This window comes from Streptomyces sp. SudanB52_2052, assembly GCF_964272415.1.
GTDB lineage: Bacteria > Actinomycetota > Actinomycetes > Streptomycetales > Streptomycetaceae > Streptomyces > Streptomyces olindensis.
Genome location: NZ_OZ186796.1, coordinates 8,819,087 through 8,844,941, shown reverse-complemented (window position 1 = coordinate 8,844,941; position 25,855 = coordinate 8,819,087). Strand labels below are relative to the sequence as shown.

The following is a 25,855-nucleotide window of genomic DNA, read 5'->3' as shown; positions in this document are numbered from 1 at the left end:
CAGGCAGGGAAGGGCGGGCATCAGGGTGCGCACCGTCGGAGTGGAGGAGGAACTCCTCCTGGTGGATCCGGAGACCGGGGACCCGCGGGCACTGTCCGCGGCGGTGCTCGCCCGGGCCGCGCAGGACGACGCGGAACAGGACGTGTTCGAAAAGGAACTCCACGAGCAGATGCTGGAGTTCGCCACGCATCCGCAGTCGTCCATGGAGGCCCTGCGCGCGGAGATCGTCCGCTGCCGCAAGGAGGCCGCCCGGCACGCCGGGGAGATCGGCTGCACGGTGGCGGCGCTCGCCACCTCCCCGCTGCCGGTCAGCCCCGCCGTCGGCGTCAACCGGCGCTACCAGTGGATGGCGGACCAGTACGGCATCGCCACCCGCGAGCAGCTCGTCCTGGGCTGCCATGTGCATGTGGCCGTCGACTCCGACGAGGAGGGCGTCGCGGTCATCGACCGGGTGCGGCCCTGGCTGCAGGTCGTGAAGGCGCTCAGCGCGAACTCGCCGTTCTGGCAGGGCAAGGACTCCGGGTACAGCAGCTACCGCAGCCGGGTGTGGCTGCGCTGGCCGTCGGCCGGCCCGACCGAGATCTTCGGCTCGGCGGAGCGGTACCACCGTCTGATCGCGGACATGGTGGCCACCGGCGCCCTCCTCGACGACGGGATGATCTACTTCGACGCGCGGCTGTCCCAGCGGTACCCGACGGTGGAGATCCGGGTCTCGGACGTCTGTCTGCACGCGGGCACGGCCGTGCTGGTCGCCACCCTGGTCCGCGGGCTGGTGGAGACCGCGGCGCGCGAGTGGCGGGCCGGGCGGGAGCCGCTCGACCACAGTGTCAGCCTGCTGCGGCTGGCCGACTGGCAGGCGGCCCGGTCCGGTCTCGCGGGCGAGCTGCTGCACCCCGCCACCATGCGGCGCATGCCCGCCGAAGCCGTCGTGCGGGCCCTGCTGGACCACGTCGAGGAGGCCCTCGCGGACACCGGTGACCTGGAGCGGGCCCGGACCGGGTGCGAGGAACTGCTGCGGGACGGCAACGGCGCCCAGGTGCAGCGGGAGCTGTTCGAGCGCACGGGGAGCCTGCGGGACGTCGTCACCGAGTGCGTCCGCCACACGCAGGCGTGAGGCGCCCCGCCCTTCCCGGGCGCGGGTTCAGAGGATCAGGACGAGGGCGTAGGCCAGGAAGAACGCCGCGATCAGCACCACGAGCACGATGATCAGCGCCAGCGGTCCCTTGGCCCAGCCCTTGGGCGGGTTGTGGGTCTCCCGGGGCCCCGCCTCGGGCAAGCTGCTCTCCGCGGGCGGGGTCTCGCCCGGCGGTACGCCGCCGCCCGGCTCCAGGCCGGGGGTGCGTTCTGGTTCGGGATCGGGATTGATGTGACTCATGTCGTCCGGGTCCCCCGATCACGCCCGGATCATCAGAGGTCTCACTTCCGTATTTCCCGACCCGGAGAGTCCCGCCTCGACTACATTCGAGCACCGCGCCGATGACGGTACCCGTCGGCAATGTCACACCCCGTACATGTCAGGAGCAGTGCATGCGTGATGTCGCCCTCGCTCCACCGGCCGTGGCCCCGCTGACCGGCGGGCTCGCCGACAGCGTGTTCGAGGCGGCGGACCGCGACCCCACCCGGCCGATGCTCGCCCGCCGCACCGACCCCGCCTCCGCGGTCTGGGAGGAGGTGACGGCGATCGAGCTGCGCGACGAGGTGGTGGACGTGGCCAAGGGCCTGATCGCCTCCGGGATCGCGCCGGGCCACCGCGTGGCGATCATGGCGCGCACCCGGTACGAGTGGACGGTCCTGTGCTACGCGCTGTGGACGGTGGGCGCCGAGGTCGTCCCGGTGTACCCGACGTCGTCGCGGGAGCAGGTGGAGTGGATCCTGCGGGACTCCGGCTGCGTGGCCGTGGTGGTCGAGGACGAGCAGGGCGTGATGACCGTCGGCTCGGTGTGCGCGTCGCTGCCGCTGCTGCGCCACGTCTGGCAGCTGGACGCGGGCGCCCTGGCGGAGCTGACGGCACGCGGGGAGGTCATCCCGCTCGCCACGGTCGACTCGATGCGCCGCATCGTGCTGCCGGACTCCACGGCCGTCATCGCCTACACCTCCGGCACCAGCGGCCACGCGATGGGCTGCGCGCTGAGCCACCGCAATCTGGCCGGCCCGTGCGACACGCTGCTGGCGGGCTGGGGGCACACGGCGGCTCCGCGCGGGGAGCAGGGCTCGGTCCTCGCGTTCCTGCCCTTCTCCCATGTGTACGGGCTGATGATCCAGGGGCTGTGCGTGCGCGGCGGCCTGCTGATGGGGCACCAGGCCGATCTGAGCGCCGAGGCGCTGTCGTCGGCGCTGCGTTCCTTCCGGCCCACGTACCTCTACGCGGTCCCCTCGGTGCTGGAGAAGATCTACAAGAACTTCCTGCGCACGGCCCAGCAGGGCGGTCACGGCGGGCTCTTCGAGCGGGCCGCCGAGACAGCGCGGCACTTCGCCGCGGCCCTGGAACGCCAGCGGCTGGGCCGGGGCCGCGGGCCCGCCTTCGATCTGCGGCTGCAGCACGCCCTGTACGAGCGCACGGTGTACCGCCGGCTGCGGGCCGCGCTGGGCGGCCGGGTGCGGCGGGCGACCTCCGGCGGCTCCCCCCTCAGCCGCGACCTGTCCCTCTTCTACGAGGGCATCGGCATCTACGTGCACGACGGGTACGGCCTGACGGAGACCGCCGGCGGGGTGACGATGCAGCCGCTGGGCCGGGAGAAGTCCGGGACGGTCGGGCAGGCGCTGCCGGGCACGGAGATCCGGGTGGCCGACGACGGGGAGATCCTGGTGCGGGGCCCGTCGGTGTTCCAGGGGTACGTGGGCGACGAGGCCGCCACCCGGGCCGCGCTGCGCGGGGGCTGGCTGGCGACCGGGGACCTCGGGCAGCTGGACGCGGAGGGCTACCTGACGATCACCGGCCGCAAGAAGGACATCATCGTCACCAGCAGCGGCAAGAGTGTCGCCCCGCTCGCCCTGGAGCAGCGGCTGCGGATGCACCCGCTCATCCACCAGGCGGTGGTCGTGGGCGACAACCGGCCGTGTGTGGGTGCCCTGATCACGCTGGATCCGGAGTTCCTGGCGCACTGGCGGGCGGCGCTGGCCCTGCAGGGCGAGATGCGGGAGGCGCGGGAGGAGAACGCGCTGCGGGAGGAGGTCGCGCGGGCCGTGGCCGCGGCCAACAGCGCGGTGTCCCCGTCGGAGTCGATCCGGGTGTTCCGGGTGCTGCCGGAGCCGTTCGACGTGACCAACGGGCTGCTGACCCCGTCGATGAAGCTGCGCCGGGACGAGATCGTGCGGCACTACGCCTCCGAGATCGACGCGATGTACCTGTCCCGCAGGCGTCCCGGGCGGGCGAGCGCGGTGAACGAACCGTCGAACTGGGACGATTCGGACAGCGTGTTCCGCTGAGCACGCGCTCGGACGCGTAGGCCTCGCCCCCTCGGGAACACGCAACAGTGGCGACGCAAGAGAAAGGACGACAGCCCTGACGACAGCCCTTGCTGACGCCGGGCCGGAAAGGCGATATGTCAACCGAGCCGCGTGGGGATGACGCACTGACCTCCGAGGAGATCCCGAGCCGCACGAACAGCTTCGTGGGCGAGCCGCACGACGTGACGGGTGCGCGGCTGGCCGCGGAGGAGTTCCTGCGTGATCTGGCACGCTCCTCGCCGCCCTCTGCCCCCGAGTACTGGGACGACATCCTGTTGGTGGTGACGGAACTGGCCGCCAACGCGGTCCAGTACGCCCCGGGGCCGTTCGCCCTGCGGATGCGCCGGACCTTCGACGGGGTGCACGTGGTCCTGCACGACACCAGCACCACCGAGCCCGCCCCGCGCCCCTTCGATCCGCGCAGCGGTGGCGGCGGCATCGGCTGGCACCTGATCCACACGCTGTGCGACCAGGTGAGTGTGGTGACCGACGACCGGGGCAAGGACGTGCACGTCTTCCTCCCCTGGTGAAGCCGGGAGCGGCACGGGCGCGGGGCGCCCGTGCCCGGCTCAGACCGAGGTCGCCGCGCGCGGCGGCAGGCGGTGGTAGTAGTCGCCCACGGCCGTCAGGTACTCCCGGTCCCTGGTCTCGCTGTCGGTCTGGAATCGGGGCGCCGCCTTGGCGTCTCCCCTGCTGCAGGCCAGAGTGATCTTCCGGGCCTGCGTGTCTATGCCGGTGACGACCCCGGCCGGCACCAGGACACTGCGGCCGAACACCCAGACGCCGGTGTCGACGACCAGATGCCGCATGCCGTGCGGGGCGGCCTCGCGGTCCACGTGCCCGATCGTGCCGTCGGTCGCGGCGACGGTGAACCCGGTCAGGTCCTGTCCCTCGGTGTGACCGCTTGCCGGCGCGTACGACCAGATTCTGTCGATGGCCACGCTGTCCCATCCTCCCTGGCGGTGTGCGGATCGCTCGAGCTCTGGCGGACGACTGCCGACCGCCTGCTCCACAGCAGCAATTACCCTCCTGCCGCAAGCGCATTCGGGGCACCCGCCCGCACCGTACGACGCGGGCGGTCCCCGTCGATGTTCGGATCGGGGGGAATGGAGGGCGGTTTCCGGGGTAATCGCGGGGGCGCGGTGAAAATCGGAGCCCTGCCGCGAAGGGAGGCACATGAGAAACGGCACTCGAGTCCGCGACACGACCGGCGTCGCCCCGCACCGCGGTCACCCCCGGAGGTGACCAGCCCAGGCCGTAGCACATGTTGGAGGTACCCGTGCCCCTCGCCCAGAACCCGCTGTCCGTGGAAGTCGAGCTGCCCAGGGAGGACGTGGCCCTGATCACGGTCGACGGCTACCTGGACGTCGACACCGCGACCGAGTTCCAGGCCCATCTGGCCAACCAACTCCACCACGGCCGACAGCACTTCCTGCTCGACCTGTCGTCCGTCCCGTTCATGGACTCGTCGGGCATGAACATCATCCTGCGCGTGTACCAGGAGACCCGCCAGAACGCCGGCAGCGTGCACGTCATCGGCCCGACCCCGGCCGTGCGGCGCGTCCTCGACCTGACCGGCGTCAGCATCACGGTGCCGATATCGGAGAGCGTGGACGAGGCCCTGGCCCGTGTCGACGAAGGGCCGCAGACCCCCGAGGAGCCGGGGGAACAGGGCGCCTGACGGACCGGGTGCCCCGGGGCACGGCGCCTGTGGAACCGGCGGCCCGGTGCCCTCGCTCCGCCCTGCCCGGACGGCGGCCCGCCCCCCTCGCGCGGTGGTGACGGCGGTGGCCAACCGCCGTCACCCTCAACCGGATCGCGTGCGTCGGATCCGGTGTCGTACGAGGTCGGCGCATGGTTAGAGTTGTCGCCCGGCAAGTGTCACAACGCCGTCTCGTTGCCTGAAGCGGGTTCGGTCGACGCAACGCGGATGAGGAGAGAACCAGGTGCCGGAGCACGAAGCGGACGGACAGCTCGCCACCCCCACGCACGAGGTCAGGGATTTCCTGCACCGCCGGCGGGAGCAGATCGCCCAGCGGTGGGCGGACGAGCCCCTGTTCCGCACCGTGTTCACCGTCTCGCGCGACGAGGCGGTGGAGGCGGGCAAGGTCGTCGTGGACGCGCTGGCCCAGGTGGCCGACTCGGACCAGGTGGAGGACCCGGACGCCGCCGGCTTCAGCGAGGTCCGCGAGCAGCTGTCCCGGATGGGCGCGGCGCGCTCCCGGGCGGGGCTGTCCAACACCCAGGTCTCCAGCGAGCTGGCCGCGCTGCGGCCGCCCGTCGAGAACCTGCTGGCCGCCGATCTGGAACAGGCGCCGCCCGAGCACCTGCGGGCGTGTTCGACCACGCTGACCGTGCTGATGGGCACCCTGCGGCTGGTGGCGATGCAGTCGGCGCTGAGCGAGTGGCAGGCGCTCAGCGACCGGCAGCGGATGCAGCTGCTGGAGGTGGCCACGCCCGTCATCCGGCTGTGGGACGGCATCGTGGCCGTGCCGCTGATCGGGACGCTCGACAGCGCCCGCAGCCAGGTGGTGATGGAGACCCTGCTGAACGCCGTGGTCGACCAGCACGCCCGGTTCGCGATCCTGGACATCACCGGTGTGCCGACGGTCGACTCGCTGGTGGCGCAGCACCTGATGAAGACGGTCGCCGCGGCGCGGCTGATGGGCGCCCAGTGCATCGTCTCGGGCATCCGCCCCGCCATCGCGCAGACCATCGTCCATCTCGGTCTGGACCTGGACGTGATCACCCGGGCGAGTCTCGCCGACGCGCTGGGTTACGCGCTGCACGAGCTGGGCGCGGACATCGTGAACCCGGGTGCGGGTCAGCGGTGAGCGAGGCGTACTCCCGTCCCACCACAGGCCACGTGCCGGTGCTGCGGCTCGGCGACGTCCTGCTGGTCACGCTCCAGGGCGATCTGCACGACAGCACGGCGCAGCAGCTCCAGCAGGACCTGTCGGAGACGATCTCCCGTACCGGGGTGCGCGGTGTCCTCATCGACATCTCCGGCGTGGAGATCGTGGACTCCTTCCTCGGCCGGGTGCTGGCCGAGATCGCCGCGCAGTCCAGGCTGCTGGCGGCGCGGACCGTGGTGGCCGGCATGCGCCCGGCGGTCGCCATCACCCTGGTGGAACTGGGTCTGACGCTGCCGGGCCTGAGCACCGCGCTCAGCACCGAGGCGGGCATGGAGCTCCTCGCGCGGCAGGCCCCGGTGACCCGTCCCGGCGGCCCGCGTCAGGAGAGTCCGTGATGCACACTGCCGCGGGCGTGGAGGCCTGCCTGCCCATCCGGTCGGACATGGACCTGGTGTGGGTGCGACAGCATGTGCGGCAGGCCGCCGCCCGGCTCGGCTTCGGCCTGGTGGAGCAGACCAAGCTCGTCACCGCCGCCAGTGAGCTGGCCCGCAACACCCTCGTGCACGGCGGGGGCGGACAGATGGAGGCGAGGCACGTCAGCAGCGGAGCCACCCAGGGGCTCCGGCTGGCCTTCTCGGACGAGGGGCCGGGCATCGCCGACCTGGACCAGGCGCTGAGCGACGGCTACACGTCCGGGGGCGGGCTGGGGATGGGGCTGAGCGGGGCGCGGCGCCTGGTGCACGAGTTCGACATCGAGAGCACGCCGGGCGCGGGCACCACGGTCCGGGTGACCTGCTGGGCGGCCCAGCCGCCGCGTCCGCGCGAGGAGGTCTGATGCCGCGCGTGTGGGACGTCCCGGTGCGCGACGCGACCCGGGTGCGCGACGCGCGGGTCGCCGCCGAGGGCGCGGCCGCGCTGGCCGGGCTGGACGAGCGGCGTACCGCGGCCGCCGCGCTGGTCGCGACCGAGCTGGCCACGAACCTGCTCAAGCACGCCGAGGGCGGGCAGGTGCTCATCGACGTCGTGGACCCGCCCGAGCCGGGGGACGGCCGGACGCGGGCCCGGGTCGTGCAGATCGCCGCGATCGACCACGGGCCGGGCATCGCCGACGTTCCCACGGCCGTCCGCGACGGTTACTCCACGACGCGCTCGCTCGGGGCCGGTCTCGGCACGTGTCTGCGTCTCGCCGACGACTTCGGCCTGCACAGCACGCCGGGCCGCGGAACGGTCGCGGTGGCCCGCGTGGGGACGACGCCCCGGGGGCGTGCCGCCACCGTGGGTTCGGCGGTCACGGTGTGGGCCGACGGGCTGTCCGGGGGCCCGGGGCCGGACACGCCGGGTGGTGGCCCGCGGGCCACCGGTGCCTGGCCCGAGGGCCCGCGCGCCGGTGGCCCGCCGTGGCCGGGTGCCGGGTCGGGCAGCGAGACGCGCGCGGAGTCGCCGGTGGCCGCCGTGGCGTGCGACGGCCTGACGGGGCACGCGGCCGGGTCCGGTGCCGTACGGGGCGCCGGCCTGCCGGAGGGCGGGCCCGCTCGCAGCGGCGTGCCGGAGAACGAGCCGGGCCGTAGCAGACCGTGGGACCGCGCACTGGCGGAGGACGGGCCCGCCGGCGGCGTGCCGGAGAACCAGCCGGACCGCCGTGCGCCGTGGGACCGCCCACTGCCGGACGACGGGCCCGCCCGCGGCATGCCGGAGAACCAGCCGGACCGCCGTACACCGCGGGACCGCCGACTGCCGCACGACGGGCCCGCCCGCGGCATGCCGGAGAACCAGCCGGACCGCCGTACGCCGTGGGGTCGCCCGTCGGTGGGCGTGGGCGTGCCGGGGCCGGTGGGGCGGGTCGGTGCGGCGGGCGAGGCCTGCCCGTCCGTCGGCGACGTGCGGGCCGGAGGCGTCAACATCCCCTACGGCGGAGCCGAGTACTCGGGTGACGCGTGGACGTGGGTGCGGTCCGGGGACCGGGTGACGCTGATGCTGGCGGACGGGCTGGGACACGGCCCGGAGGCCGCCCGTGCCTCGTCCGCCGCGGTCGCGGAGCTGCACCGCTGGGCCCGCCTCTCCCCCGCCGAGTCGCTGCGGCGCATCCACGACGCGCTGAAGGGCACCCGCGGCGCGGCCGTCGCCGTGGCCCAGCTCGACCTGCGGACCGGGCGGCTGCGGTTCGCCGGCATTGGGAACGTGGGGGCGCGGCTGCGTGCGGACGGGACCTGGCGTCCGCTGCTGTCGCGGCCCGGGATCGTCGGCGTTCACCGGCCCACCACCCTCCGCGAGGAGGAGGCCGACTGGGCGCCCGACCGGCTGCTGATCCTGCACACCGACGGGCTGCCCAGCCGCTGGACGCCGCCGACCGACACCGGTCTGGCGACGGCCGATCCGGCCGTGACGGCCGCCGTGACGATACGCGACGCGAGCAGTCCCGCCCGGCCGGTGCGGGACGACACCGCCGTGGCCGTGCTGACTCCGACCCCGCCGGACCGCCCATGATGCGCACTTGGCAGATCACCACCGTCACCGACGCGGCCCGCGCCCGCATCGCCCTCGCGCGCCTGGCCGCGGCCTACGGCGTGCCCACCCTGGAACGGACCAGGCTGGCCACCGCCCTCAGCGCCCAGCTGCGCCAGTGCCTCACCAAGGGCGGCACCTGGGTGCTCACCCTGAACCTCGCCGGGTCTCCCACCGAGGAGGGCCTGCTGCACGCCGTGGTGACCCCGTCGCCGGACGCGTGCGCCGCCGGGGAACCGCCCTGGGAGGTCACGGTCCCCTGCCCGGAGGCGGCCCACGCCGCGGAGGGCGGCAGCGTCGCCGACGACCCGGCCGCCCTCGCGGAGGCGCTGCTCGGCGCCGACGAGGACACGGCCGTGGTGCTGGACAAGCTCACCGAGCAGGAGGATCTGGTCGCCTTCCACCGCGAGGAGCTGCACCAGACCAACCAGGGCGTCCTGGCGCTGCACGCCGAGCTGGACGCGGCGGGCCGGGCCCAGCGCGAGGCCTTCGCCGCCGAGCGCAGCGCCCGCAACGAGGCGGAGAGCGCCCGCCGCAGACTGACGTTCCTCGCGGACGCGAGCGCCGTGCTGACGGCCTCCCTCAACCACGAGGAGATCGTGCGGCGGCTGCCGGACCTGCTGGTGCCGGAGTACGCGAGCAGCGTCGACGTCTGGCTGTTCGACCACGAGGACGACAAGCACCGCTCGGCGCCGCATCCGGCCGCCGCCGTGGTCGCGGCCCGCACCGGGCGGCCCCAGTACGCCGCGGACCATCCCGGCAACCTGCCCGGGGTCGACGACCAGCCGCCGTCCGCGCTGGATCCCACGCGGCCGCTGCTGTGCGTGCCGCTGCCGACGCGGCGGGCGCCGCTGGGCGTGCTGACGCTGTCACCGCCCGGTGCGCGCTGGGACCCGGACGACGCGGTGATGCTGATCGAGCTGACCCGCCGGGCCAGCATCGCGATCGACAACGCGCGGCGCTTCGAGCACAACCGCGACATCGCCGAGACGCTGCAGCGCGCCCTGCTCACGGATCTGCCGGCCACGCCCGGCCTCAGCCTGGCCGCGCGGTACCTGCCCGCCACGCACGGGCTGAACATCGGCGGTGACTGGTACGACGCCTTCCCCCAGCGGGACGGCGGGCTGATCACCGTCGTCGGCGACGTGACCGGGCACGGGCTGCACGCGGCCGTCATGATGAGCCAGTTGCGCACCGCGCTGCGGGCGTACGCCGTCGACGGCGACAGCCCGGGCCGGCTGCTGACCCGGCTGCACCGGTTCCTGCACCATCTGCAGCCGGATCTGTACGCCACCGCCGTCATCGCCCGGTTCCACCCGGACGAGCCCACGCTGACCTGGGCCGCCGCGGGGCATCCACCGCCGGTGCTGCGCCTGGCCGACGGCAGCGTGCGCGTCCTGGACGCCAAGCCCGGCGCCATGCTCGGCATCCCGCTCACCCAGGAGATCGCCGACCACACGGTGCGGGTGGCGCCCGGCTCGACGCTCGCGCTGTACACCGACGGCCTGGTGGAGCGGCGCGCGCAGGGCATAGACCCGGGCATCGGGCGGCTGGCCACGGCGCTCGGCGGGTTCCGTTCCGGGGAGCTGGACGCGGACCTGGAGGGCTCGGCGGACCGGATCCTGCATCCGCTGCTGAGCGATTCCGAGCGCGACGACGACGTGTGCCTGCTGCTGTGTCACCTCCGGGGGGACGCCGCCTCCTGACGGCGGGCCCGGTGTGCACGCGTTCTTCACTCCCGCCTGGTGCTTTTCGGCCACGGTGCGGGCATGGTGGTGATCGACGCGTTCGTCTGCCTGCCACGTCCGACTGGCGTACCCGTCGGGCAAGCGGTGGGATCGAAGGGGTGCGAACCAGCGATCCAGGGGCAGTCGAAAGGCGTTCGAGGCAGACCGCCTGGAGCCGCAGAAAGGGATGAACACCGTGACACGACCCAGGATCCTGGTGGTTGGCGCAGGCTTCGCCGGCGTGGAGTGCGTCCGCCGTCTGGAACGGAAACTCTCCCCGGACGAGGCCGACGTCACGCTGGTGACGCCGTTCGCCTACCAGCTCTACCTGCCGCTGCTCCCCCAGGTCGCCTCCGGGGTGCTGACACCGCAGTCGATCGCGGTCTCCCTGCGCCGCAGCAAGAAGTACCGCACGCGGATCATTCCGGGCGGCGCCATCGGCGTCGACCTGAAGGCGAAGGTGTGCGTCATCCGCACCATCACCGACCGGATCGTCAACGAGCCGTACGACTACATCGTGCTGGCCCCCGGCAGCATCACCCGGACCTTCGACATCCCGGGGCTGACGGAGCACGCGTTCGGGATGAAGACGCTCGCCGAGGCCGCGTACATCCGTGACCACGTCATCTCCCAGCTGGACCTGGCCGACGCGAGCCAGGACCCCGAGGAGCGTGCCTCGCGGCTGCAGTTCGTGGTGGTCGGCGGCGGCTACGCGGGCACCGAGACCGCGGCGTGCCTGCAGCGGCTGACGCACGCCGCCGTCAAGCGCTACCCGCGGCTGGACCCCGGGCTGATCAAGTGGCATCTGATCGACATCGCGCCGAAGCTGATGCCGGAGCTCGGTGAGAAGCTCGGCAGCAGCGCACAGGAGATCCTGCGCCGGCGGGGCATCGAGATCTCCCTGGGCACCTCCATCGCCAAGGCGGGTCCGGAGGAGGTCACCTTCACCGACGGGCGGGTGGTCCCGACCCGCACGCTCATCTGGACCGCCGGGGTCGTCGCCAGTCCCCTCATCGCCACGCTCGGCGCGGAGACGGTGAAGGGGCGGCTGGCGGTCGCCCCCGAGATGAACCTGCCCGGCAACGACGGGGTGTTCGCGCTCGGCGACTCGGCCGCCGTGCCCGACCTGGCCAAGGGCGACGACAGCGCCATGTGCCCGCCCACCGCGCAGCACGCGCTGCGGCAGGGCCGGCACGTCGCCGACAACGTCATCGCGACGCTGCGGGGCCAGGCGATGAAGCCGTACGTGCACAAGGACCTCGGGCTCGTCGTCGACCTGGGCGGCACCGACGCGGTCTCCAAGCCGCTGGGCATCGAACTGCGCGGCCTGCCCGCCCAGGCCGTGGCCCGCGGGTACCACTGGTCGGCGTTGCGCACCAACGTGGCCAAGACGCGAGTGATGACGAACTGGCTGCTCAACGCGGTCGCGGGCGACGACTTCGTCCGCACGGGGTTCCAGGCCCGCAAGGCCGCCCGGCTGAAGGACTTCGAGTACACGGACGCCTATCTGACGCCGGAGCAGGTCCGGGAGCACGTCGAGGGAACCGGCCGGCAGGAGTAGCGCCCGGCCCGGACGGGAGCCTCCGCTCGTGGCATGACATGCTGAGGTGCGGATCTTGGTGTGAGGGCGAGTCGGGAGAGAGTGCGGCGGCGTGAGGGCAGCGGGACGCTCGGTGCGGACACGACTGCGGAACCGGATCGCGGCCTCCGACCCCGGGCTGCTGCGCCTGACGGCCGGACTGCGGACGGTCGGCGCCATCGCCCTCACCCTGGCCGTGCTCTCCCTGCTGCGGGCCGATGTGCACCATCTGGTGGCGGGGGCCATGGCGGCGATGGTCGCCACCTTCGCCATCCGGGAGAAGCAGCTCGGCGCCCAGGCGGTGACCCTGGCGCTGGGACTGCCGGTGGCGCTGGCATCGGTGTCCCTGGGCGCGGTGCTGAACGCGCGTCTCCTCGTCGGTGACGTCTTCTTCGTCGTCCTGATCTTCTGCGCGGTCTACGGCAGGCGGTTCGGTGACCGCGGCACCGCGCTGGGGCTGATCGGCTTCCAGGTCTACTTCCTGTCCCTGTTCGTCGGCGCCACCGTCTCGGCGCTGCCCGTGCTGTGCGGCGCCATCGCCCTGGCGTTCGCCTCCAGTGCCGTGATGCGGTTCGCGGTCGTGCCCGCCACCCCCGCGGGCGTGCTGCTGCGGCTGCGGATGGCCTTCCGGGCCCGGCTGGCGCAGCTGGTGTCCGCGCAGCTCGACCTGCTGGACGCCGGCGCGGACGAGATGGACAAGGCGCTCGACGCCGTGCGGGAGGGCACCGCCCGGCTGCACGAGACGGCGATGATGATCCAGGCGCGGCTGGAGGAGGGCACGCCCGACGAGTCGGTGGCGCGGCTGGTGCAGCGCCGGATCGCGGACGCGGAGATCGCCGCCGAGCGGCTGGGTCTGCTGCTGCTGTCGGCCCGCAGCGCCGAACGGGCCGACACGCTGACCCTGCACCTGCCGGGCGCGCCCGCCCCGTCGGTGGGACAGCCGGCCCTGCCGGACGAGGCCACCGCCACGCTCCGCCGTGATCTGCGGGCACTGCGCACGCTCGTGCTGCGGGCGGGCAGCGGTGACGCGGGCACCGCACTGGCCCATGTCCGCAACCGGCTCCTCGGCTACCGGGACGAGGAGAACCTGCCCCCCGCCCCGAGCGCCGTCCAGGACGTCTTCCGGGGCATCGGCGAGGCCGCGCGGGCGGTGCTGGGGCTGCGGATCGCGCTGGACGGCCCGCAGGACGAGTCGGACGACTCCCCCGCCACCGCCCGCTCCCGGGAGGAGCTGGACGCCGAGGACGCCGCGATCGACGGCGGCGAGGAGGCGGCGCAGGACGAGCAGACGGGTCTGCGGCGGCCCACCACGCGCGCGGCCGTGCAGGTCGCCGTCGGGTCGACGCTGGCCATCGTGGGCGGCGAGCTGCTGTCCACGCAGCGCTGGTACTGGGCGGTGCTGACGTGCTGGATCGTTTTCCTGAACACCGCCTCGACGGGAGAGATCCTGGTCAAGGGCTACCGGCGGCTGCTGGGCACGGTGTTCGGCGTGGTGGCCGGCATCGTGCTGGCCGGTCTGGTCGGGCAGCACACCTGGACGGCGTTCGCGCTGGTCCTGGTGCTGATCTTCGCGATGTTCTATGTGGCGCCGCTGTCGTACACGCTGATGTCGTTCTTCGTCACCGCGATGCTCGGGCTGCTGTACACGCTGCTGCACACCTACAGCCTCGACGTGCTCGTGCTGCGGGTCGAGGAGACGGCGCTCGGTGCGGCCTGCGGGGTGGTCGCGGCGGCGCTGGTGCTGCCGGTGCGCACGGACCGCCGTACGAACGAGCTGCTCGGCACCGTGCTGGACCGGCTGGCCGCCGTCACGGAGGCGGCGGTCGGCCAGCTCAGCGGCGGGCCCGCGGACGACCTGCTGGACCAGGCGCGCGACCTGGACCAGGCGCTGGCCGACCTGCGGGCCGCCACACAGCCGCTGACCCACCCGGTCACGCCGCTGCGGGCCCGGCGCCACACCGCCCGGTACGTGGTGGCGCTGCTGGAGACGTGCGCGTACCACGCGCGGACCCTGGCGGCGACCGCCGAGCTGCTGCCCACGCATCCCTCGATCGCGGCGGACCCACGGCTGCGCGGCGCCGCCGGGCGCACCGTGCGCAACATCGGGACGATCGCCGCCCGGGTCGCGGACGAGCACGCCGGTGCCGAGGTCGAGACCGGGCCGAGCATCGCCTCGCTGCTGGGCTCCGACGCCGGCACGCCGCGCTACGGGCGGATCACCGACCGCGTGCTGCGGCACCTGGAGCGGCTGGACGAGGCCGTGGTGGGCCTCGCCCGGCCGCTGGGCGTGCCGGTGGCGGCGCCCAGGAAGTGAGGCGGGCCGCTGCCGGTCAGAAGTCGGTGGGCAGCCCGCTCACCTCGGCGATGCCCCGCAGCTCCTCGGTCTGCCGGTGCCGTTCCTTGATGTAGTCGGCTATCTCGCCGAGGCGGGCCGGGTCGGACGCGGTGTTCGCGTCCGTGACGATCCTGACCGGGCCGGTCTCGTCGACGTCGAGTTCGACCACTTCGTTGTCCAGGCGGCCGGTGACGGCGGTGGCGATGACGAGGGCCACCTCGTCACGGACCTCCTGGGGCAGTTCGTCGCCGCCCCCGGAGTCGAGCGCGAAGTCGAGGCTGGACAGGCGCTCTTCCTCGATCGCCTCGAGGACCGGTTCCACCACGCGCATCAGGAGGCGGTAGTCCTCCGTGTCCATCCGGATGCGCAGGAGGTCCAGGTACATGTCCACGGGCCGGCCGTCGCCATGCGGAATCTCGGAATCGCTCATTCGCATCGTGTTCCCCGCACGACGCGGCTCAGACGCGTCGCCAGCGGGCCATGGCGAAGGAGAACACGCCGAACAGCACGAGCCCGGCCGCGACGCAGACCAGCAGCCAGGGGCCGAGCGGGGTGTCGGCGAAGCTGCGCAGGGTGTCGTCCAGGCCCTTGGCCCGGTCGGGTTCGTAGTCGACGGCGGCGCGGACGGCGAAGACGCCGGCCACGGCGAACACCAGCCCTCGGGCGGCGCCGCCGGCCACGCCGGTGACGTCCACCAGCTGCCGGGTGCGGTGGCTCAGCTGCCCCAGCCGGAGCTTGTCGTGGTACTTGCGCAGCACCGCCCGTACGCCGATCCAGCCGCCCGCGGCGACGATCGCGATCCCGGCCGCGCCGACCAGCCACTGGCCGCCGGGCAGCTCCAGGGCCCGCGCGGTGGCGTCCCGGGACTGCCGGTCGCTGGAGCCGCCGCTCTGGTCGCGGCTCGTCGCGAAGGACAGCACGGAGTAGGCGACGAAGACGTAGAAGGCGAAGCGGACCGTCGCCAGCAACCGCTTGCGGGCGCTGCGGCCGTCCTGTCCGACGGAGCCGAAGAGCGCCTCGGACAGCCGCCACAGGGCCATGCCGACGAGCCCGATGCCCAGCGCCCACAGCAGCACCGCGCCGAACGGCTGCTGCGCCAGTTCCGCCAGGGCTCCCCCGCGGTCGGCCTGCTCGCCGGTGTCGCCGAAGGCGATCTGCAGGGCCAGGGCACCGACGAGCAGATAGATCACGCCCCGGGCGGTGAGGCCCGCCCGCGCCGCCCCCTCGGTCACCGAACCCCGCGCCGCTCGCCGGGCCCGGAACCGACCTTGTGCCAACGCACTCGTGTCCATGTCGACCTCCCGGCACTCCGGATGCCCCGGCTCGGCCGCCACACACCCGGCCCGGCCTCCGGACCAGGGGATTCCGGTCAGGTCCGGGACCTGTGTCCTCGGGTGTGCGGCGGCGTCGCGTCCGTCACCGGGTTCAGGACCGCCGCAGTCGCGAGCCCCGGTCGGCGCGGCCCTGGGCGTGGAGCCCACGGTGCCGAGGGCCTCGGTCTGGGTCGTCGTCAGGCCTCTCAGGGGGCGGTCCAGGTGGGCGGAGACCATGCCGACGCAGGGCCCGGAGGCGGTGGTCAGCGGAACGCTGTGGCAGGCCCTGCTGCCGGCCTCGAGGATGGCCCGCCGGGGCCGGCTCGGTGAACACCGGGTCGCTCTCCACGTCGCGCACGGTGACCTGGGCGACGTCCCGGGCGGCCTGGGCCGCAGGACGTGCCTACACGCGGGCCCGGGCCGGCAGGTCACGCACCTGGCAGACGGGTCCGGGCCGACGGCTGCCGCCGTCGGCCCGGACCCTGGTCGGCCTCTCGCCTTCCCCGTCGCGCCGGAGACACACTCCGGTCAGGCGTTCTCCGTGACCGGGACGTACTGTCCGCCGGCCAGGACAGCGGTCTCGCCGGCCGGTGCGGGTGCGGCCGCGAGCCACTGGTGCGCTGCCTCCAGTGCGCGCCCGACGTCCCGGGTTCCGGTGGACACGCACAGCGTGTACGCCAGGTCGCGTACCCGCGGGTTCTGCTCGGCCGGTCCGCGCGCGGCCTCGGCGGCCGTCAGCGCCTCGTACTCGTCGACCAGGCGGCGCAGCACGGATGGATGGGGCCTCAGCATGTCGTTCGCTCCTCGGGGTCGGGGGTCAGGCCGTCGTGGAGGTGCCGCCGGTGCCCCGGTTGCCCGTCCGCTGCCCCAGGACCTCGTCGCGCACGCGGGCGCAGCTGCGGCTGATGAGGCGGGAGACGTGCATCTGGGAGATGCCGAGGCGGTCGGCGATGCGGCTCTGGGTCATGTCCTCGAAGAACCGCATGTAGAGGATGGCCCGCTCGCGTTCCGGCAGGCGGCGCAGGCCCTCCTTGGCGGACTCGCGGTCGACGACGACGTCGTAGGACGAGTCCGCCGCGCCGAGGGTGTCCGCGAGGCTGTAGCCGTCGTCGTCGGCCGAGAGCTCGGCGTCCAGCGACAGGGTGCTGAAGCTGTCCAGGGCCTCCAGCCCGGCGCCGACCTCTTCCTCGGTGAGGCCGGTGTGGGCGGCGATGTCGGCCACGGAGGGCTCGGGGCTGCCCGGGTTCTGGGTGAGTTCCCGGCGGGCCACCCGCACCTTGTTGCGCAGTTCCTGCACTCGGCGGGGGACTCGCAGGGCCCACATGCGGTCCCGGAAGTGCCGCTTGACCTCGCCGGTGATGGTGGGCACGGCGTAGCTCTCGAAGGCACCCCGGCTCGGGTCGAACCGGTCGATGGCCTTGACGAGTCCCAGGGCGGCCACCTGACGGAGGTCCTCGATCGACTCTCCGCGGTCGCGGAAGCGGCCGGCGATGCGGTGGGCCATGGGGAGCCACAGCGTGACGAGTTCGTCGCGGACGGCTTCCCGCTCGGGTCCCTCCTCCAGCTCGGCCATCCGGGCGAAGAGGGCCGCCGTGTCGGGGGCGTCGTCGTGACGCCGCCGCGGGGCGGTGGTCGGCGTTTCGGGCGTGCCGGGACGGTTGGTGGGCGTTTCGATGAGCATGCGGATTCGCTCCTGAACGGTCGTTTCAGGGACTTACCGCGGGAGGGTCACGCCCGGATCGCCTCGACGGCCTCCGGGGCAGTCATACCGCTCCCGCTGGCGCGCCTCCGGTCCGAAGCACGAAACTGCGTCTGCCCTGCCACCGGTGGAACAAACTCCGCTTTGCTGTGCAATCTGCCGCGAGCCGTGGCACGCCTGCTCAGGAGAGGGGTACGACGGCGGTGATGCACTTGCCGCCGGCGGGCAGGTCCGACACGCGGACGTCGCGGGCGAGCCGGCAGACGATGGGCCAGCCGTGCCCGCCGTGCCGCAGCCGTCCGTGCGGGTCGCGGCGGGGAGGGGTCACGGGCAGTTCGTCACTGCGGTCGCTCACCGAGACGCGCACGCCGGGGCCGTCGACGTCGACCTGGAAGTCGGTGACGCCGCCGCCGTGCAGGATCGCGTTGGTGGTCAGCTCCGAGGCCACGAGCAGCGCGTCGGAGAGGGCGTCCGCGTCGCACGGCGTGTGGGTGGCGCGGCAGCGTTCGGCCACGGCTCGCTCCACGGCCCGGCGCGCCTCGGCGGGTTTGCGCGGCCGGACCCGGTTCGCGCCGGGCGGCTCGAATAGAGATTCGATCATGTGCTCCTCGCACATCCTGCAGCTCCCTGGTCGGTGAAGACGGAAGCCGGATCCGGAGCACGTTCCGCGGCCGCCGCACGGGCACGCCTGGGCCCGCGGACCCGCTGCTTCCTCAACCTGCCGCGGCGTTCGGGGCGCGCACCGCGCGAGCGCCGCGGGTCTCTCCTTTCGGCTGACCTCTCCCCGCACCTGCAAACCTCCGGCGGGCGCCGAAGCCGCGAAAACACCTCGAACGGCCGTGAGTCGGTGCCATCTCCGCGCCCCGGCGGGGTACGCGGAGCGCATGATGGATGTGGTGGATTCCGATGAACTGCTGCGGCGCATCCAGCGCGCGCGGGACTGCGCGGTGCGGGAGGAGCGTTCGTGGCGGAGCAGGAGCGAGGAGCTGGGGGCGACCGACCCGCAGGGCGCCCGGGACGCGGCGGTGCGGCGGATGTCGTACGAGGCGGTGCTGACGGTGCTGGACGAGATCCTGACCCCGGGCAAACACACCGTGGAGGGTTGACCGGGCAGGGGCCGGGCCGGTCACGCGGCCGGGGCTGATTGCGGGGGCCGGTGCCGGGAACCCGGTGCGCATGACAGTCGACCACACCCGAGCACCGGTTCTGGAAGCCCTGGAGGCGTACCGCCGCAAGGGGCATCTGTCGTTCACGCCGCCGGGGCACAAGCAGGCCCGCGGCGCCGACCCGGAGGTCCGCGAGGTCCTCGGTGACGCGGTGTTCCTGGGGGACGTGCTCGCCTCGGGCGGTCTGGACGACCGGCTCACCCGGGGGCGGGTGCTGCAGCGGGCGCAGGAGCTGATGGCCGACGCGGTGCACGCGGAGCACACGTTCTTCAGCACGTGCGGGAGTTCCCTGTCGGTGAAGGCGGCGATGCTGTCGGTGGCGGGGCCGCACGAGAAGCTGCTGATCGGGCGTGACGCGCACAAGTCGGTGGTGGCGGGCCTGATCATCTCCGGTGTCGAGCCGGTCTGGGTCGAGCCCCGCTGGGACGCCGAGCGGCATCTGGCCCATCCGCCGTCCGCCGAGGACTTCGACCGGGCCTTCGAGGCCCATCCGGACGCGCGGGGAGCCCTGATCACAAGCCCCACGCCGTACGGCGGCTGCGCGGATCTGCGGGCGGTCGCCGAGGTGTGCCACCGGCGCTCGCGGCCGCTGATCGTGGACGAGGCCTGGGGCGCGCACCTGCCGTTCCATCCCGACCTGCCGTCCTGGGCGATGGACGCGGGCGCGGACATCTGTGTGACCAGCATCCACAAGATGGGCAGCGGCCTGGAGCAGGGCTCCGTTTTCCACCTCCAGGGCGATCTGGTCCCGCCGGCGCTGCTGGGGATGCGGGCGGACCTGCTGGGCACCACCAGTCCGTCGTCGCTGATCTTCGCGGGCCTGGACGGCTGGCGGCGGCAGATGGCGCTGCACGGCAAGGAGCTGATGGGCGGCGCGCTGGATCTCGCGGCCGAGGTGCGGGCCGCCATCGAGGGGATCGACGGACTGCACGTCAACGGCCGGGACGACTTCTGCGGCCCGGGTCTGGCCGACGACCTCGATCCGCTGCCGGGCGTCATCGACCTCGCCGGGCTGGGCATCACGGGCTTCCAGGCGGCGGACTGGCTGCGGGAGCACCGGCAGATCGACGCGCATCTGGTGGACCACCGCCGCATCGGCGCGCAGATCACCCATGGCGACGACCGGGAGACGACCGGGGAGCTGCTGGAGGCGCTGCGGGACCTCGCGCGCGTCGCGCGGGACCTGCCCCGGGCGCCGCGGGTGGCGGTGCCGTCGCCCGCGGAGCTGCGGATGGAGCAGGCGGTGCTGCCCCGCGACGCCTTCTTCGGGCCCGCCGAGGACGTGCCGGTGGCGCGGGCGGCGGGACGCGTCGCGGCGGAGATGATCACCCCGTATCCCCCGGGCATCCCGGCGGTCCTCCCCGGTGAGCGCCTCACCGAGCCGGTGCTGGCGTATCTGCGCACGGGGCTGGACGCGGGCATGCATCTGCCCGACCCGACGGACCCCGACCTGGAGACGGTCCGGGTCGTCGCCGGGGACGCGTCATGAGTCCGACGTGAAGTCGTGAGTCCGACGTGAAACAGGTCACGCGTCCCGCTTCGGGCTTCGCGCACGCCCCGAGGATGGTTTACCGTTCATTCATACGTGGTGACGGAGTCGACCGCGTCCTCCGCGCACCACCGTTTACGGCCCTGGCTGGTTTCCCCCGTCCAGCCAGGGCTTTTTCATGCCCCGGAAAGTCGCGCACGCCGAGGTGCCCTGGGGCCCGCCAGCCGCTGAAATGGGCGTAGGGAAAGCACCGGTAGTCGACCGCCCGGCGAAAGGCTCCGCGTCATGACCAAAGCGATCAAACTCCTGACCGCCCTGCCTCCGCCCCAGCGTCAGCGCCTGATGGCGCTCAGCCGGGAGGTGTCCTTCGCCGAGGACGCCCGGATCTTCGAGGCGGGCGGCACGGCCGACCGCTTCTGGGTCATCCGCTCCGGCGCCGTCTCCCTGGACCAGCAGGTCAACTCGCTGCAACGGGTGACCGTGGCCAACCTGGGCGCCGGCGACCTGCTGGGCTGGTCCTGGCTGTTCCCGCCCCACACCTGGGACTTCGGCGCGGTGGCGTTCAGCCCGGTGCGGGCCTACGAGTTCGACGCGGGGGCCGTGCTGGGGCTGTGCGAGGAGGATCCGCGGCTGGGGCTGATGCTGGTGCGCAACGTCGCCGAGGTGCTCGCGCACCGGCTGGAGATGACCCGGGGCAAGCTGATGGAGCAGTACACGCTGCACCGGCGCGGGGCGCTGTGAGGTCTCAGACGCGGTAGCGGCGCAGCGCCGGTACGGCGGCGGCCAGGGCCAGCATCACGAGGACGACGAGGAGTCCGCCGCCCGCGACGGCGGTGCGGGGGCCGAAGGCGGAGCCCGCGGTGCCGTGCAGCACGTCGGCGAGGCGCGGGCCGCCCGCCACGACGACGGTGAACACGCCCTGCATGCGCCCGCGCATCTCGTCGGTGGCGGCGGACAGGAGGATCGCCCCGCGGAAGACCATCGAGACCATGTCGGCCACGCCGGCGACGACGAGGAACGCCACCGCGACCCACAGGCTGCCGCTCAGTCCGAAGCCGGTGATGGCCACGCCCCAGACGGCGACCGCCCCGATGACCATCCAGCCGTGCCGCCGGGCCCGGGAGAAGGTGCCGGAGAACAGTCCGCCGAGCACCGCGCCGATGGGGATCGCCGCGAACAGCAGGCCCAGCGCGAGCCCCTCGCCGTACGGGGCGTAGGTCTGGGCGGCGAGCTGCGGGAACAGGGCGCGGGGCATCCCGAGGACCATGGCGACGATGTCGGCGAGGAACGACAGCAGCAGCACGGTGTGCCCGGAGATGTAGCGGAAACCGGCCGCGATCTCCTTCAGGCCCGCGCGGCGGATCGCCGTGCCGGCCAGGGGCGGCAGCGAGGGCAGCCGGTACACCGCCCACACTGTGACGCACAGCGCCAGGGCGTCGATGAGGTACAGCTCGGGCAGGCCGACGACGGGGATGAGGGCGCCGGCGAGCAGGGGGCCGGCCACCTGGCCGGTCTGCATGACGGTCGAGCCGAGGGCGCTGGCCGCGGGGAGTTCGTCCTCGGGGACCAGCCGGGCGATGGAGGCGTTGCGGGCCGGTGCGTTCAGGCCCCAGAAGGCCTGCTGCAGCGCGAGCAGCACCATGAGCGCGGCCACCGACTCCAGGCCGGCGAAGGCCTGGAGCCAGAACAGCAGCGAGGTGACGGCGATGCCGCTGTTGGTGATCAGCAGCAGCTTGCGCCGGTCCATGGTGTCGGCGATGGCACCGCCCCACAGCGCGAACACGATCAGGGGTACGAGGCCCGCCATGCTCGCCGCGCCCACCCACGCCGAGGAGCCGGTGATGTCGTAGATCTGCTTGGGCACGGCGACGGCGGTGAGCTGGCTGCCGACGGCCGTGACGATGGTGGAGACCCAGAGCCTGCGGTAGGCGGGGCGGCGCAACGGCCGGGTGTCCATGGCCCAGCGGCGCCAGCCGCGCCGCCGGGACGTCCCCGCCTCGGGATCCCGCTCTCCGGTCGTGCTCTCACTCATGTCCACGCGCCGCCATTCTCGATGCCCGCTACACCTTTCAGGCGGGAATCACTATCGCACCAACCGCCCCGCGCCGGGCGACCGTTTTCAGGTTCCGGCGATCAGCAGCGCACCGAGCACGATCATGGTGGCGGCGACCAGACCGTCCAGGACGCGCCAGGCGGCGGGCTTGGCGAGGAAGCGGCCGAGCATCCGCGCGCCGAAGCCGAGGGCGGTGAACCAGCACAGGCTCGCCAGAACGGCGCCGAGACCGAACGTCCAGCGCAGCGGGCCGTGGTCGGCGGCGACGGACCCGAGCAGGAACACGGTGTCGAGGTAGACGTGCGGGTTGAGCCAGGTCATCGCCAGGCAGGTCAGCACGGCCCGGCGCGCCGATCCGGCCGCCTCCCCCTCCGTGCGCAGCGCGCCGCCGTCCGGCCGGAACACCCGGCGGGCGGCCAGCGCGCCGTAGCCGAGCAGGAACGCGCCGCCGATCCACCCGACCGCCGTCAGGGCGCCCGGCCAGGTGACCACCACCGCTCCGACCCCGCCGACCCCGAGCGCGATGAGCAGGGCGTCGGACAGGGCGCAGATGCCGACGACGGCGAGGACGGCCTGGCGGCGGACCCCCTGGCGCAGGACGAACGCGTTCTGGGCGCCGATGGCGACGATGAGGGACAGGCCGGTGCCGAAACCCGCGGCGCCGGCGGTGAGGGTGCTGGTCATGGCGTCGACGCTACGGACGGAGATCTCTCGCGTACAGCTAAAGATTCTTACATATCATTAGCGCACGTGATGATGACTGATCTGCCGCTGGACCAGGTGCGGACCCTGCTCGCGGTCGTCGACGAGGGGACGTTCGACGCGGCGGCGGCCGCGCTGCACGTGACGCCGTCGGCGGTCAGCCAGCGCGTGAAGGCCCTGGAGCAGCGCACCGGACGGGTCCTGCTGCTGCGGACCAAGCCGGTGCGGCCGACGGAGTCGGGCGAGGTGCTGGTGCGGCTCGCCCGCCAGGTGGCGCGGCTGGAGCACGACGCGTACGCGGAGCTCGGGCTGAGCGGCACCGGGGAGCCGACGCGGGTGTCGGTTGCGGTGAACGCGGACTCGCTGGCCACCTGGTTCCTCCCCGTGCTCAGCCGCGTGCCGGCGGAATCACGGCTCTGCTTCGAGCTGCGCCGGGAGGACGAGGACCACACGGCCGCGCTGCTGCGGGAGGGGGTGGTGATGGCGGCGGTGACCTCGTCACCGGATCCGGTGCCGGGCTGTTCGGTGCGGGCTCTCGGACGGATGCGCTATCTCCCGGTTGCCGCGCCGGACTTCGCCGCGCGCCGGCTCGGCGGCCCCCTGGAGGAGGTGCTGCCCGGCGCGCCCGTGGTGGCCTTCGACCGGCGGGACGACTTCCAGGACGACTTCGTGCGCCGGCTCACCCGGGGACGGAGCAACGCGAGCGCGCTGCGGCACTACGTGCCGACCTCCGAGGGCTTCGCCGAGGCCGTCGCCGCCGGGCTGGGCTGGGGCCTGGTGCCCGAGGCGCAGGCGGAACCCCTGCTGCGCGGCGGCCGGCTCGTGCCGTTCGCCGGGGGCCGGGCGACCGACGTCCCGCTGTACTGGCAGCAGTGGAAGCTCGACTCGCCCGCCCTCCAGCAGGTGGCCCGGGCGGTGACGGCGACCGCCGCGGAGGCGCTACGGCCCTGACTCCCCGGGACTGTCGTCCAGCCGGGCCGCCGCGCTGTCCAGCAGCATCTCCAGGGCCGTCGGATAGGCGCTGGTGAGCATGCGGGTGGCGAGCAGCGGCGCCGCCTCGGCGATGCGGGGGTGGGTGGCGGCGGGCAGGCGGGCGTAGGTCGAGCGCCACATCTCCTCGTCGGCCCGGAGCGAGGCGCTCGGCAGGGCCAGCGAGGCGGCGTCGAGCGCGGCGAAGGCCAGGGTGGTGTCGATGAAGACGTGATACACCCGCACCGCCTCCGGCAGCGGGAACCCCGCGGTGCGCAGGACGTCCAGGACCGCCTCGTCGGCGGCGAGTTCGTTGGCGCGGCCCGAGACCCGGCTCGCGGTGAGCACCGCGGCCTGCGGATGTTCCACGTACGCGGCGTGGATCCGCAGCCCGAGGGCCCGCAGGTCCGTCCGCCACTCCCCCGTGCGCCGCCAGCCGTCGAGGGCCTGGCCGATGAGGGCGTCGCCGATGGCGAGCGTCAGGTCGTCCATGCCCCGGAAGTACCGGTACAGCGTGCTCGGGTCGGCGTCCAGGGCCAGGCCGAGCCGGCGGGCGGTCAGTCCGGCGCTGCCGTGCTCGCGCAGCATGCGCAGCGCGGTCTCGACGATCAGCCGCTCGGACAGCACGGTGCCGCTCCGGGTGGGCCTGCGCCGGCGGCGTTTCTCCTCGGGCACGACGGGCTTGGGCACGACGTCTCCCTCCTTATGCCAACGCCATTGACCTTACGACGGGCGGCGGCGTTGTATTTCCCCAAGGGCGCGCCACGTTCTTCACAAAGAGGGAGTTTCCAGTCATGCGTGTACTGCTCGTGGGCGCCGGGGGCGTGGGGGGCGCGATCACCCGGATCGCGGCGCGGCGGCCGTTCGTCGAGGTGATGGTGGTGGCCGACCACGACCCGGCGCGGGCCGGGGCGGCGGTCGCGGCGCTGGGCGGCGACGCCCGTTTCACGGCGGAGGAGGTCGACGCGGGCGACGAGGCGGCCGTGGCCCGGCTGCTCGCGCGGCACCGCTGCGACGTCCTCCTCAACGCCACCGACCCCCGCTTCGTGATGCCGCTGTTCCGCGCGGCCCGCGCCGCGGGAGTCACCTACCTGGACATGGCGATGTCGCTGTCCCGACCGCATGCCGAGCGGCCGTACGCGCAGTGCGGGGTCAAGCTCGGCGACGAGCAGTTCGCGCAGGCGGCGCGGTGGGAGCGGGAGGGCCTCCTGGCCCTCGTCGGCATGGGTGTGGAACCGGGCCTGGCGGACGTGTTCGCGCGGTACGCCGCCGACGAACTCTTCGACGAGATCGAGGAGATCGGCGTCCGCGACGGCGCGAACCTGACCGTCGACGGCCACGCCTTCGCCCCCTCCTTCAGCATCTGGACCACCATCGAGGAGTGCCTCAACCCACCGGTCGTCTACGAGGCCGGCCGGGGCTGGTTCACCACCGAGCCGTTCAGCGAACCCGAGGTGTTCGACTTCCCGGAGGGCATCGGCCCCGTCGAGTGCGTGAACGTGGAGCACGAGGAGGTGCTGCTCGTGCCGCGCTGGGTCGACGCCCGCCGCGTCACCTTCAAGTACGGCCTGGGCCGGGAGTTCGTCGAGACGCTGAGGACGCTGCACGTGCTGGGCCTGGACCGCACCGACCCGGTCACCGTGCCGGGGCCGGACGGGCCGGTGCCCGTCTCCCCCCGGGACGTGGTCGCCGCGTGCCTGCCCGACCCGGCGACCCTCGGCGCACGGATGCACGGCAAGACCTGCGCCGGCACGCGGGTGCGGGGGGTGAAGGACGGGCGGCCGCGCGAGGTGTACCTGTACCACGTGGTCGACAACCAGTGGTCCATGGCCGAGTACGGCTCCCAGGCCGTCGTCTGGCAGACCGCCGTCAACCCCGTGGTCGCGCTCGAACTCCTGGCTTCGGGCGCCTGGTCGGGAGCGGGCGTGCTCGGCCCGGAGGCGTTCCCGGCCCGCCCGTTCCTGAACCTGCTGACGGCGTACGGCTCGCCCTGGGGCCTGCGCGAGCAGTGAGCGGTTG

Annotated in this window: 25 protein-coding genes and 2 pseudogenes; 17 read left to right on the top strand and 10 right to left on the bottom strand. The window is 73.4% G+C overall.

The features are described from left to right. Positions 1–25: 25 nt before the first annotated feature. Positions 26–1,114 carry a glutamate--cysteine ligase 2 gene (locus ACSUPV_RS39850; protein WP_037758336.1) on the top strand — a complete coding sequence of 363 codons (1,089 nt, stop codon included), beginning with the start codon at positions 26–28 and terminating at the stop codon, positions 1,112–1,114. 27 nt (positions 1,115–1,141) lie between these two features. Here the strand turns inward: ACSUPV_RS39850 and ACSUPV_RS39845 are convergent, their stop codons facing one another. Next, a complete protein-coding gene (locus ACSUPV_RS39845; protein ID WP_031118748.1) occupies positions 1,142–1,375 on the bottom strand; it encodes a DUF6480 family protein in 234 nt (77 codons plus the stop codon). Between the two features lie 152 nt (positions 1,376–1,527). Here ACSUPV_RS39845 and ACSUPV_RS39840 point away from each other — a divergent pair, with 152 nt between their 5' ends. Continuing rightward, positions 1,528–3,426: an AMP-dependent synthetase/ligase gene (locus ACSUPV_RS39840; RefSeq protein WP_436949711.1), complete on the top strand. Its 1,899-nt coding sequence runs from the start codon at positions 1,528–1,530 to the stop codon at positions 3,424–3,426. A gap of 116 nt (positions 3,427–3,542) precedes the next feature. Further along, positions 3,543–3,977 carry an ATP-binding protein gene (locus ACSUPV_RS39835; protein WP_031118746.1) on the top strand — a complete coding sequence of 145 codons (435 nt, stop codon included), beginning with the start codon at positions 3,543–3,545 and terminating at the stop codon, positions 3,975–3,977. A gap of 39 nt (positions 3,978–4,016) precedes the next feature. On the opposite strand, the gene ACSUPV_RS39830 is transcribed toward ACSUPV_RS39835, so the two are convergent. Continuing rightward, positions 4,017–4,388 (bottom strand): hypothetical protein, encoded by a 372-nt coding sequence (locus ACSUPV_RS39830; RefSeq protein ID WP_031118745.1) that lies wholly within the window; start codon positions 4,386–4,388, stop codon positions 4,017–4,019. A 338-nt stretch (positions 4,389–4,726) separates the two neighbouring features. On the opposite strand from ACSUPV_RS39830, the gene ACSUPV_RS39825 reads away from it, so the two are divergent. The 9 genes and pseudogenes from ACSUPV_RS39825 (at position 4,727) to ACSUPV_RS39785 (ending at position 14,424) form a co-directional block, all read left to right on the top strand. Further along, a complete protein-coding gene (locus ACSUPV_RS39825) occupies positions 4,727–5,128 on the top strand; it encodes an STAS domain-containing protein (protein WP_031118744.1) in 402 nt (133 codons plus the stop codon). 265 nt (positions 5,129–5,393) lie between these two features. After that, a complete protein-coding gene (locus tag ACSUPV_RS39820) occupies positions 5,394–6,281 on the top strand; it encodes an STAS domain-containing protein (RefSeq protein ID WP_031118743.1) in 888 nt (295 codons plus the stop codon). Continuing rightward, positions 6,278–6,697 carry an STAS domain-containing protein gene (locus tag ACSUPV_RS39815; RefSeq protein ID WP_031118742.1) on the top strand — a complete coding sequence of 140 codons (420 nt, stop codon included), beginning with the start codon at positions 6,278–6,280 and terminating at the stop codon, positions 6,695–6,697. The genes ACSUPV_RS39820 and ACSUPV_RS39815 overlap by 4 nt, the downstream gene beginning before the upstream one ends. Beyond that, positions 6,697–7,137, top strand: coding sequence for an anti-sigma regulatory factor (locus ACSUPV_RS39810; protein ID WP_031118741.1), 441 nt, complete (start codon positions 6,697–6,699; stop codon positions 7,135–7,137). The genes ACSUPV_RS39815 and ACSUPV_RS39810 overlap by 1 nt, the downstream gene beginning before the upstream one ends. Then, positions 7,137–7,551 (top strand): annotated as a pseudogene (locus tag ACSUPV_RS39805) (ATP-binding protein); the annotation flags it as partial. The gene ACSUPV_RS39810 and the pseudogene ACSUPV_RS39805, both read left to right, overlap by 1 nt. A 545-nt stretch (positions 7,552–8,096) precedes the next feature. Beyond that, positions 8,097–8,786, top strand: a pseudogene (locus ACSUPV_RS39800) (SpoIIE family protein phosphatase); the annotation flags it as partial. Next, entirely contained in the window at positions 8,783–10,510 is a 1,728-nt protein-coding gene (locus ACSUPV_RS39795) for a PP2C family protein-serine/threonine phosphatase (protein ID WP_436949710.1), read from the top strand. The pseudogene ACSUPV_RS39800 and the gene ACSUPV_RS39795, both read left to right, overlap by 4 nt. A 208-nt stretch (positions 10,511–10,718) precedes the next feature. Next, positions 10,719–12,092 (top strand): NAD(P)/FAD-dependent oxidoreductase, encoded by a 1,374-nt coding sequence (locus ACSUPV_RS39790; protein ID WP_031118738.1) that lies wholly within the window; start codon positions 10,719–10,721, stop codon positions 12,090–12,092. 91 nt (positions 12,093–12,183) lie between these two features. After that, positions 12,184–14,424: an FUSC family protein gene (locus tag ACSUPV_RS39785; protein ID WP_436949709.1), complete on the top strand. Its 2,241-nt coding sequence runs from the start codon at positions 12,184–12,186 to the stop codon at positions 14,422–14,424. A 16-nt stretch (positions 14,425–14,440) separates the two neighbouring features. Here ACSUPV_RS39785 and ACSUPV_RS39780 read toward each other — a convergent pair whose 3' ends face one another. The 5 genes from ACSUPV_RS39780 to ACSUPV_RS39760 form a co-directional block, all read right to left on the bottom strand. Beyond that, positions 14,441–14,875: a hypothetical protein gene (locus ACSUPV_RS39780; RefSeq protein ID WP_031118736.1), complete on the bottom strand. Its 435-nt coding sequence runs from the start codon at positions 14,873–14,875 to the stop codon at positions 14,441–14,443. A gap of 28 nt (positions 14,876–14,903) precedes the next feature. After that, the gene (locus ACSUPV_RS39775; RefSeq protein ID WP_436949708.1) at positions 14,904–15,737 is read right to left on the bottom strand and encodes a DUF1206 domain-containing protein; all 834 of its coding nucleotides are present in this window, start codon (positions 15,735–15,737) and stop codon (positions 14,904–14,906) included. A 549-nt stretch (positions 15,738–16,286) separates the two neighbouring features. Further along, entirely contained in the window at positions 16,287–16,550 is a 264-nt protein-coding gene (locus ACSUPV_RS39770; protein WP_031118734.1) for a DUF5133 domain-containing protein, read from the bottom strand. A 25-nt stretch (positions 16,551–16,575) separates the two neighbouring features. Then, the gene (locus ACSUPV_RS39765; RefSeq protein ID WP_031118733.1) at positions 16,576–17,439 is read right to left on the bottom strand and encodes an RNA polymerase sigma factor SigF; all 864 of its coding nucleotides are present in this window, start codon (positions 17,437–17,439) and stop codon (positions 16,576–16,578) included. 199 nt (positions 17,440–17,638) lie between these two features. Then, positions 17,639–18,073: an ATP-binding protein gene (locus ACSUPV_RS39760; RefSeq protein WP_037758321.1), complete on the bottom strand. Its 435-nt coding sequence runs from the start codon at positions 18,071–18,073 to the stop codon at positions 17,639–17,641. Between the two features lie 268 nt (positions 18,074–18,341). Between ACSUPV_RS39760 and ACSUPV_RS39755 the strand changes: the two genes are divergently transcribed. The 3 genes from ACSUPV_RS39755 to ACSUPV_RS39745 all read left to right on the top strand — a co-directional run bounded on the left by ACSUPV_RS39755 (position 18,342) and on the right by ACSUPV_RS39745 (position 20,853). Then, on the top strand, positions 18,342–18,563 hold the full coding sequence (locus ACSUPV_RS39755) for a hypothetical protein (protein WP_359788610.1): 222 nt from the start codon (positions 18,342–18,344) through the stop codon (positions 18,561–18,563). Between the two features lie 70 nt (positions 18,564–18,633). Continuing rightward, positions 18,634–20,112, top strand: coding sequence for an aminotransferase class I/II-fold pyridoxal phosphate-dependent enzyme (locus ACSUPV_RS39750; RefSeq protein WP_031118730.1), 1,479 nt, complete (start codon positions 18,634–18,636; stop codon positions 20,110–20,112). 285 nt (positions 20,113–20,397) lie between these two features. Beyond that, entirely contained in the window at positions 20,398–20,853 is a 456-nt protein-coding gene (locus tag ACSUPV_RS39745; protein ID WP_031118729.1) for a cyclic nucleotide-binding domain-containing protein, read from the top strand. Positions 20,854–20,857: 4 nt separating this feature from the next. Here the strand turns inward: ACSUPV_RS39745 and ACSUPV_RS39740 are convergent, their stop codons facing one another. Together ACSUPV_RS39740 and ACSUPV_RS39735 are read right to left on the bottom strand one after the other, a co-directional pair. Then, a complete protein-coding gene (locus ACSUPV_RS39740; RefSeq protein ID WP_436949707.1) occupies positions 20,858–22,150 on the bottom strand; it encodes an MFS transporter in 1,293 nt (430 codons plus the stop codon). Positions 22,151–22,231: 81 nt separating this feature from the next. Beyond that, the gene (locus ACSUPV_RS39735; protein ID WP_031118727.1) at positions 22,232–22,849 is read right to left on the bottom strand and encodes a LysE/ArgO family amino acid transporter; all 618 of its coding nucleotides are present in this window, start codon (positions 22,847–22,849) and stop codon (positions 22,232–22,234) included. A gap of 69 nt (positions 22,850–22,918) precedes the next feature. Here ACSUPV_RS39735 and ACSUPV_RS39730 point away from each other — a divergent pair, with 69 nt between their 5' ends. Further along, positions 22,919–23,818 (top strand): LysR family transcriptional regulator ArgP, encoded by a 900-nt coding sequence (locus tag ACSUPV_RS39730; protein ID WP_031118726.1) that lies wholly within the window; start codon positions 22,919–22,921, stop codon positions 23,816–23,818. On the opposite strand, the gene ACSUPV_RS39725 is transcribed toward ACSUPV_RS39730, so the two are convergent. Next, on the bottom strand, positions 23,807–24,526 hold the full coding sequence (locus ACSUPV_RS39725) for a TetR/AcrR family transcriptional regulator (RefSeq protein ID WP_031118725.1): 720 nt from the start codon (positions 24,524–24,526) through the stop codon (positions 23,807–23,809). The two genes, ACSUPV_RS39730 and ACSUPV_RS39725, sit on opposite strands and share 12 nt — an antisense overlap. 104 nt (positions 24,527–24,630) lie before the next feature. Here ACSUPV_RS39725 and ACSUPV_RS39720 point away from each other — a divergent pair, with 104 nt between their 5' ends. Further along, positions 24,631–25,848, top strand: coding sequence for a saccharopine dehydrogenase family protein (locus ACSUPV_RS39720; RefSeq protein WP_436949706.1), 1,218 nt, complete (start codon positions 24,631–24,633; stop codon positions 25,846–25,848). The last annotated feature ends 7 nt before the right edge of the window (positions 25,849–25,855 follow it).

Coding starts and splice junctions, on each gene's coding strand:
- ACSUPV_RS39745 (WP_031118729.1), top strand. CDS start 20,398: ATGACCAAAGCGATCAAACTCCTGACCGCCCTGCCTCCGCCCCAGCGT.
- ACSUPV_RS39760 (WP_037758321.1), bottom strand. CDS start 18,073: ATGTGCGAGGAGCACATGATCGAATCTCTATTCGAGCCGCCCGGCGCG.
- ACSUPV_RS39750 (WP_031118730.1), top strand. CDS start 18,634: ATGACAGTCGACCACACCCGAGCACCGGTTCTGGAAGCCCTGGAGGCG.
- ACSUPV_RS39720 (WP_436949706.1), top strand. CDS start 24,631: ATGCGTGTACTGCTCGTGGGCGCCGGGGGCGTGGGGGGCGCGATCACC.
- ACSUPV_RS39845 (WP_031118748.1), bottom strand. CDS start 1,375: ATGAGTCACATCAATCCCGATCCCGAACCAGAACGCACCCCCGGCCTG.
- ACSUPV_RS39775 (WP_436949708.1), bottom strand. CDS start 15,737: ATGGACACGAGTGCGTTGGCACAAGGTCGGTTCCGGGCCCGGCGAGCG.
- ACSUPV_RS39795 (WP_436949710.1), top strand. CDS start 8,783: ATGATGCGCACTTGGCAGATCACCACCGTCACCGACGCGGCCCGCGCC.
- ACSUPV_RS39780 (WP_031118736.1), bottom strand. CDS start 14,875: ATGAGCGATTCCGAGATTCCGCATGGCGACGGCCGGCCCGTGGACATG.
- ACSUPV_RS39770 (WP_031118734.1), bottom strand. CDS start 16,550: ATGCTGAGGCCCCATCCATCCGTGCTGCGCCGCCTGGTCGACGAGTAC.
- ACSUPV_RS39735 (WP_031118727.1), bottom strand. CDS start 22,849: ATGACCAGCACCCTCACCGCCGGCGCCGCGGGTTTCGGCACCGGCCTG.
- ACSUPV_RS39840 (WP_436949711.1), top strand. CDS start 1,528: ATGCGTGATGTCGCCCTCGCTCCACCGGCCGTGGCCCCGCTGACCGGC.
- ACSUPV_RS39755 (WP_359788610.1), top strand. CDS start 18,342: ATGATGGATGTGGTGGATTCCGATGAACTGCTGCGGCGCATCCAGCGC.
- ACSUPV_RS39835 (WP_031118746.1), top strand. CDS start 3,543: ATGTCAACCGAGCCGCGTGGGGATGACGCACTGACCTCCGAGGAGATC.
- ACSUPV_RS39730 (WP_031118726.1), top strand. CDS start 22,919: ATGATGACTGATCTGCCGCTGGACCAGGTGCGGACCCTGCTCGCGGTC.
- ACSUPV_RS39810 (WP_031118741.1), top strand. CDS start 6,697: ATGCACACTGCCGCGGGCGTGGAGGCCTGCCTGCCCATCCGGTCGGAC.
- ACSUPV_RS39765 (WP_031118733.1), bottom strand. CDS start 17,439: ATGCTCATCGAAACGCCCACCAACCGTCCCGGCACGCCCGAAACGCCG.
- ACSUPV_RS39790 (WP_031118738.1), top strand. CDS start 10,719: ATGAACACCGTGACACGACCCAGGATCCTGGTGGTTGGCGCAGGCTTC.